The sequence below is a fragment of the Loigolactobacillus backii genome (assembly GCF_001663675.1).
GTDB classification, from domain to species: domain Bacteria; phylum Bacillota; class Bacilli; order Lactobacillales; family Lactobacillaceae; genus Loigolactobacillus; species Loigolactobacillus backii.
Genome location: NZ_CP014880.1, coordinates 1 through 7,030, shown reverse-complemented (window position 1 = coordinate 7,030; position 7,030 = coordinate 1). Strand labels below are relative to the sequence as shown.

The following is a 7,030-nucleotide window of genomic DNA, read 5'->3' as shown; positions in this document are numbered from 1 at the left end:
AACGCCGTCCCCAAATCATATCTCAGGTCGTATTTTTTTGTGAAATTTTTATTTTTTTTACGTACGCGCGTTAATTCATACATTCTAGGCATACATTTAAATACATTTAAATACATTAGGGCTTGTTAAAAGTCAGCATTACCAAGGGATACAACCGTCAAAAAACACATTTTGTACGCCAAAAAACACATTTTGTACGCCAAAAAACACATTTTGTACGCCAAAAAACACATTTTATACGTCAAAAAACACATTTTTTAAAAAAAATAAAGATTATGTGTTTATTGTGCTTATATGTTAAAATGCTGAGGGAAGGGGGTAAAATATGTCGACTAGTAAAAAAGCAGTACTAGCCATTGAAAATTTACTTTCGCGTCAAGAATACATGGTTTACCAAGGTAACGATCTAGCTAAAGCCTTTGGGGGATTAAGTTCTTTTGAACAGCGCGTTCTCGACTATTGTTTTAGCTTTGTAAAAAAAGAAGATAAAGCCCGTGAAGTCTACGAAGTTACTGCTCTGGAAATAATTAAGCATTTCGGTTTAAATACTTCTGGTCAAAACTATCAACGTATAGCTGCTGCCTTTAAACGTTTAAATGAAAACACTGCACTTTATTTACCAGTGCGACGCGATGACGGTACTCGGGGTATAAGACTGACTCAATTATTTTCGATGATTGATTTTTATGTAGATGGTGCCGTTAGATTTCGTTTTTCAGAAGATGCCGCCCCTTTAGTTTTTGGCTTAACTAAAAATTTTTACAGTTTTCATCTTTGGGAATTATCTCGAATTAAGGGTAAATACACATTAATCCTATTAAAACTATGGGAGGCCAAACGCAGTGGAAATGAAGTTAGAACAACGATTGAAGCTCCCGTTAGCGAATGGCAAAGTTGGTTTTTAGGCACAGACAAGAAAGTTTCTAACAGTCGATTCTATACAAGCATATTGAATCGAGCTATGGAAGAACTAGAACTTAAACTAAACATTGATTGTTTTTTAACATCGCTGAAAAGCGGCCGTAAAATTGTAAGTTACCGCCTCGAAATTTTAGATAAATCTAAGCTAGTAAATTCTTAGGAATTTTTTTATATGGATACGTTAATAGTTACGGAAACCATGTGTTTTATAAAAAACATTAACAGATGAAAATGTCTTGGACTTTCTATAACTTATTGAGGAGGAATGATTATGGACGAAAAGCAAAAAAAATTATCACTTCTAATTGATCGGGCATATAAAAAAGCTGATGCCACAAAATTTAACGCTTTACGGCAAAACTTGCTAATATACCAACAAGATTTAGATAGTGATACTTCCTATACAGATATTCTAAAATCTCTCCAATACGATTTATTTAACGCAGACAAGACACTTCCCTTTGGTAAACGCATTTCTGGTTTGCCGATTGAGTTAGTGCAACTTGCCGAATATGTTAATTCACAATTACAAGAATCTAACGTTTCAAACAAGCTTAATTTTTGGGGAAATTTGCGTAATACCCTTAGCCGAATTTCATTTTATACCCACTAATCAGTAATTCGGTTTTGACCTTTAGTCTCATCAAGCAGTCAGTTTGCTTTACGCAAATGTCTGCTTGATGAGGCTTTTTCGTTTACCTTTTGTTAAAAGGTAAGGTGTGTCGGGCTTGACTTTGGGTGGCGTTGTACTAAGCGCAATCGACACGGTTTTGACTTTGAGGGGAGTTTAAGAGGGGAAGCGAAGCGCCCCTCTTACAAGTGTAAAGTGTGGGCAAGAGAGCGTAGCGATATTGTCTACACTTTACCCCACTTGTCATGCGACTTTAAATAGAATTATTGATTAATAAAAGCCCCCTGACAAAAGTCGAAGGGGGTTTTTATTTTAGTTTGAGGTTTGCATACCTACTTAAAAAAGTAGGGCAGCAAAACGTCAAACAGGTATCAGCTAATTGCACCATAGGGTGCGCTGATACTCGGCTCAAAAGAGCCGACAGAGCCGTCTGCAAGACCCCTCGGCGAGCCCACCTTTACGAAGTAAAGTATAGTGGGTTATTATACTTTACCTGGAAGATAACTCCGAAATGAGGTGCATACAATGAGTTTTGCAGTGGCTAGAATGACGAAAATAAAAGCTGATAATTTAGTCGGCATTGGCAATCATGACCAACGGAAAACGACTAATCACAGCAACGAAGATATTGATGTTTCCCGCTCTCACCTGAATTATGATTTAGTGGCTGGGCGCACTGATAACTTTAAAACGGATATTGAAGCCTATATCAACGAAAACAAAGCGAGTAAGCGGGCAGTTCGCAAAGACGCTGTTTTAGTCAATGAGTGGATTATAACCAGTGACAAAGATTTTTTTGAGCAATTAGACGAAGCCGAAACCCGTAAATATTTTGAAACAGCCAAACAATATTTTGCAGATAACTATGGTGACGAAAATATTCGTTATGCAGTTGTTCATATGGACGAGAAGACCCCTCACATGCATATGGGCATTGTGCCCTTTGATGATGGTAAAAAGCTCTCAGCTAAGCGTATATTCAATCGTGAAGCCTTACAGCACATTCAAGAGGAATTACCACAGTACCTCAAAGAAAATGGCTTTGCTGTTCAACGTGGTAACAAAAATAAAGAGCGTAAGAATTTATCAGTACCCGAATACAAAGCTATGCGGGAAGAATTGAAAAAAATAGAGACCGAAAAACAAGAGACACAAGCAAAGCTTGCAGATACTAAAAAACAGCTTGATGAAATCAAACCACGGGATACCAAAAAAATTGCTAGTAAACCCACCTTGATGAATAAAAATAAAGTCACGGTTGATAAATCTGATCTCGCTGATTTGGAACAAAGGGCGGTGACTAGCGACGCTTATAACTTTGAAAAAATTCATCTGGAAGTAGAAAATCATAGTTTACGTAATGATTTGAGTGAAGCCAAGGGCCGCAACTATGAACTGAAAAAAGAAAATGAGCGATTGCAAAAACTAGTAGGAACGCTTCAAGGCATTATACGAAATGTTGATGAGTTTCTATACAAAAAACTAGGTATTAATTTACCTGAAAAGTGGCTAGAGCGTGCAGGACTAAAAGTATCGTCTAAAAAAGCCCCTGAAAGCTCACAGAAACTCGACAGACATAAATCTGATGAATTAGGCGGTCCACATCTTTAAATCGCTTATACGAGCTTAAAATGGCGTTTAAGAGCTTAATTTACCATCTCACTAGATTGAACGTAGTTAACTTTGTGTCTGTCAACGGTAAATCGAATTAAAGGGGCTTGCTGCTTTAGCAGTTAGCCCCTTTTTGAGGCTTTAAGGAGTTGATAGACTAGCGGATAAAACACTTTTGCGTATGCAAAGAAAAGCACACCTGCTTTTTTTGCCTGCCCCACGGCGAGTGCGGGGTGAGTTTGAGCGGGTGCTCCCGCTCATTTATGGGGTCAAGCTGACACAGCTTGCGGGTTTGGGCAGAGCCCATATTTTGGTTTGGTTTGAGTGGGATAAAAATTGGGCGAAAAACATGGGGGTACTACGACACCCCCCATGTGTCCATTGTCCATTAAACAGAACACTTTTTTCAAGAAACCTTTTAGGTTAGGGGTTTTCGGGAGGTTTTGAGATTTTATAAAAAATGTTGTATTTCTAAAGTATGTATAATATAATGATTGAATAGAGATAAAAATAGTAAGAAAGAAGGTTTTTTGATGGTTGAAGTTGAAAAGAAAAAAATTACTTTGTCTATACCTGTTGAAACTAATGGAAAGCTGGAAGAATTGGCCCAGAAATATGGCATGACTAAATCTGGATTGGTTAATTTTTTGGTTAATCAGGTTGCAGAAGCTGGAACTATTTATAGACAATAAAAAAAGCGCCCTGTGCATAGGACGCAATCTAAAAGTCTGTGAGGTAATTATAACATATGAAAAGTGAATCTAAAATCGATTGGACGGTACCTCGTCCGAATAAAAATCCCAAAACAAAACAGCCTTATAAACGTGGTCGTAATTGGGGTATTGTTGTTTATCCTGAAAGTCTTCCTGAAAATTGGAAAGATATTATCAGGCAAGAGCCTATTGCTGTCAGTCCCTTACATGATAAAGATGTTAACCCTGATGGAAAAAAGAAAAAATCTCACTATCATCTTGTTTTGAACTATAAAGGGAACAAATCTTTTGAACAAATTGATGAAATTGCTAGGTCTTTAAGGGCGCCCGCTCCTCAAAGAATTAGTAGTTTAACTGGCGCTGTTAGGTACTTGACACATATGGATAATCCTGAAAAATATCAGTATGATAATGCTGATATTGAGACCTTTGGAGGCTTTGATTTAGAGAGTTGCTTAGCTCTTTCTACTGGCGATAAGCGCCAAGCCTTACGTGACATGTTGGCTTTTATTTCTGAAAATGAAATTATGCATTTAAAAGACTTTGCAGATTATTGCATGTCTGAGGAAGCACCAGCTGGCTGGTTCGAACTTCTAACTGAAAGGAATACGCTTTTTATTAAAGAATATATCAAGTCAAATTGGCAGAAACAACAGTATGCTAGTAACAACATCAATAAAATGTCGGATTAAAATTTTATTGATGTTGTTACTATATTATTAGTGAAAGGAAGGTATCATCTAATGAGCTTTTTTAAAAACAACACAAAACGAATACCTACTGAAGTGAAATTACTTACTGATATACAAAATGCTTTAGCTGATGCACCAACTACTGAAGAAAAACCATTTTTACTGGAAGCAGAACAATCTTTAAAAAACAAAAAATATTTGCCAAAAATTTTAAGTGATTTACAATTTTTTTTAACGCCCCTAGCGATAAAATCTGCCCTATCCCCAAAAGTTAAAGTTATCTATTTGAATCTTATCTCAGATAAATATCAAACTAGTACAACGGGTAGTGGTATTGGAATGATTTTTGGTGGTTTTAGTGGATTTGGTGGTCGTTAGAAGGACCGTATCTTTAATATCTCATTTGTTCCTTCTAGCAATTAAATTACGTTTTAGCCACATCATCGTTTTAACTGATATTTTGATTTTCTGATTTATCTTACTGTTAGTGCTATAGCATGATTTGATGTAGTATGCTTGATTTCAAAATAACGACAGTTAGAACAATAGAAAGGACCAGATCAGCTATTAACGCTATTTAACTCTGCCTGAGGGCGTGCCCGAAGTTTTCCTAACCGTGGGCTTGACTTTGGGTGGCGTTGTGCGAAGCGCAATCGACACGGTTTTGACTTTGAGGGGAGTTAAGAGGGGAAGCGAAGCGCCCCTCTTACAAGTGTAAAGTGTGGGCAAGAGAGCGTAGCGATATTGTCTACACTTTACCCCACTTGTTATGCGATTTTAAATAGAATTATTGATTAATAAAAGCCCCCTGACAAAAGTCGAAGGGGGTTTTTATTTTAGTTTGAGGTTTGCATACCTACTTAAAAAAGTAGGGCAGCAAAACGTCAAACAGGTATCAGCTAATTGCACCATAGGGTGCGCTGATACTCGGCTCAAAAGAGCCGACAGAGCCGTCTGCAAGACCCCTCGGCGAGCCCACCTTTACGAAGTAAAGTATAGTGGGTTATTATACTTTACCTGGAAGATAACTCCGAAATGAGGTGCATACAATGAGTTTTGCAGTGGCTAGAATGACGAAAATAAAAGCTGATAATTTAGTCGGCATTGGCAATCATGACCAACGGAAAACGACTAATCACAGCAACGAAGATATTGATGTTTCCCGCTCTCACCTGAATTATGATTTAGTGGCTGGGCGCACTGATAACTTTAAAACGGATATTGAAGCCTATATCAACGAAAACAAAGCGAGTAAGCGGGCAGTTCGCAAAGACGCTGTTTTAGTCAATGAGTGGATTATAACCAGTGACAAAGATTTTTTTGAGCAATTAGACGAAGCCGAAACCCGTAAATATTTTGAAACAGCCAAACAATATTTTGCAGATAACTATGGTGACGAAAATATTCGTTATGCAGTTGTTCATATGGACGAGAAGACCCCTCACATGCATATGGGCATTGTGCCCTTTGATGATGGTAAAAAGCTCTCAGCTAAGCGTATATTCAATCGTGAAGCCTTACAGCACATTCAAGAGGAATTACCACAGTACCTCAAAGAAAATGGCTTTGCTGTTCAACGTGGTAACAAAAATAAAGAGCGTAAGAATTTATCAGTACCCGAATACAAAGCTATGCGGGAAGAATTGAAAAAAATAGAGACCGAAAAACAAGAGACACAAGCAAAGCTTGCAGATACTAAAAAACAGCTTGATGAAATCAAACCACGGGATACCAAAAAAATTGCTAGTAAACCCACCTTGATGAATAAAAATAAAGTCACGGTTGATAAATCTGATCTCGCTGATTTGGAACAAAGGGCGGTGACTAGCGACGCTTATAACTTTGAAAAAATTCATCTGGAAGTAGAAAATCATAGTTTACGTAATGATTTGAGTGAAGCCAAGGGCCGCAACTATGAACTGAAAAAAGAAAATGAGCGATTGCAAAAACTAGTAGGAACGCTTCAAGGCATTATACGAAATGTTGATGAGTTTCTATACAAAAAACTAGGTATTAATTTACCTGAAAAGTGGCTAGAGCGTGCAGGACTAAAAGTATCGTCTAAAAAAGCCCCTGAAAGCTCACAGAAACTCGACAGACATAAATCTGATGAATTAGGCGGTCCACATCTTTAAATCGCTTATACGAGCTTAAAATGGCGTTTAAGAGCTTAATTTACCATCTCACTAGATTGAACGTAGTTAACTTTGTGCCTTACGACAAAGCTATCACCAGCTACAACAGGTTACTGATGGCTACGGTTTTTAACTAGCAGCTACTAACGCTATCTGACAATAGCTAGGACTAAATTAGCTACTTGCCGTGTTTACCTCTGCCTGAGGGCGTGCCCGAAGTTTTCCTAACCGCGGGTTTGACCTTAGCAACGACCAATGGGAGGCGCAGTTAAATGTGAGCGTGGGCTTCGCTCACTCCTTTTTGAGTGAGGGGGGATTTGGGGACGT

The 7,030-nt window shown here is 37.9% G+C and carries 7 protein-coding genes; all 7 read left to right on the top strand.

Going from position 1 to position 7,030, the window contains the following annotated elements:
• Window positions 1–325: 325 nt before the first annotated feature.
• The 7 genes from AYR53_RS13230 to mobV (AYR53_RS13200) all read left to right on the top strand — a co-directional run bounded on the left by AYR53_RS13230 (window position 326) and on the right by mobV (AYR53_RS13200) (window position 6,703).
• Window positions 326–1,081, top strand: a complete 756-nt coding sequence (locus tag AYR53_RS13230; protein WP_068281363.1) for a replication initiation protein — start codon at window positions 326–328, stop codon at window positions 1,079–1,081.
• A 111-nt stretch (window positions 1,082–1,192) separates the two neighbouring features.
• Complete coding sequence (locus AYR53_RS13225; protein WP_068281362.1) at window positions 1,193–1,534, top strand: hypothetical protein; 342 nt, start codon at window positions 1,193–1,195, stop codon at window positions 1,532–1,534.
• A gap of 543 nt (window positions 1,535–2,077) precedes the next feature.
• Complete coding sequence (gene mobV / locus AYR53_RS13220) at window positions 2,078–3,163, top strand: MobV family relaxase (RefSeq protein WP_068281359.1); 1,086 nt, start codon at window positions 2,078–2,080, stop codon at window positions 3,161–3,163.
• A 533-nt stretch (window positions 3,164–3,696) separates the two neighbouring features.
• Complete coding sequence (locus AYR53_RS13215) at window positions 3,697–3,855, top strand: protein repA (RefSeq protein WP_068281361.1); 159 nt, start codon at window positions 3,697–3,699, stop codon at window positions 3,853–3,855.
• Between the two features lie 56 nt (window positions 3,856–3,911).
• On the top strand, window positions 3,912–4,568 hold the full coding sequence (locus AYR53_RS13210; protein ID WP_068281360.1) for a replication protein: 657 nt from the start codon (window positions 3,912–3,914) through the stop codon (window positions 4,566–4,568).
• A gap of 51 nt (window positions 4,569–4,619) precedes the next feature.
• Window positions 4,620–4,946: a bacteriocin immunity family protein gene (locus AYR53_RS13205; RefSeq protein ID WP_046870862.1), complete on the top strand. Its 327-nt coding sequence runs from the start codon at window positions 4,620–4,622 to the stop codon at window positions 4,944–4,946.
• Window positions 4,947–5,617: 671 nt separating this feature from the next.
• Window positions 5,618–6,703, top strand: coding sequence for a MobV family relaxase (gene mobV, locus AYR53_RS13200; protein WP_068281359.1), 1,086 nt, complete (start codon window positions 5,618–5,620; stop codon window positions 6,701–6,703).
• The last annotated feature ends 327 nt before the right edge of the window (window positions 6,704–7,030 follow it).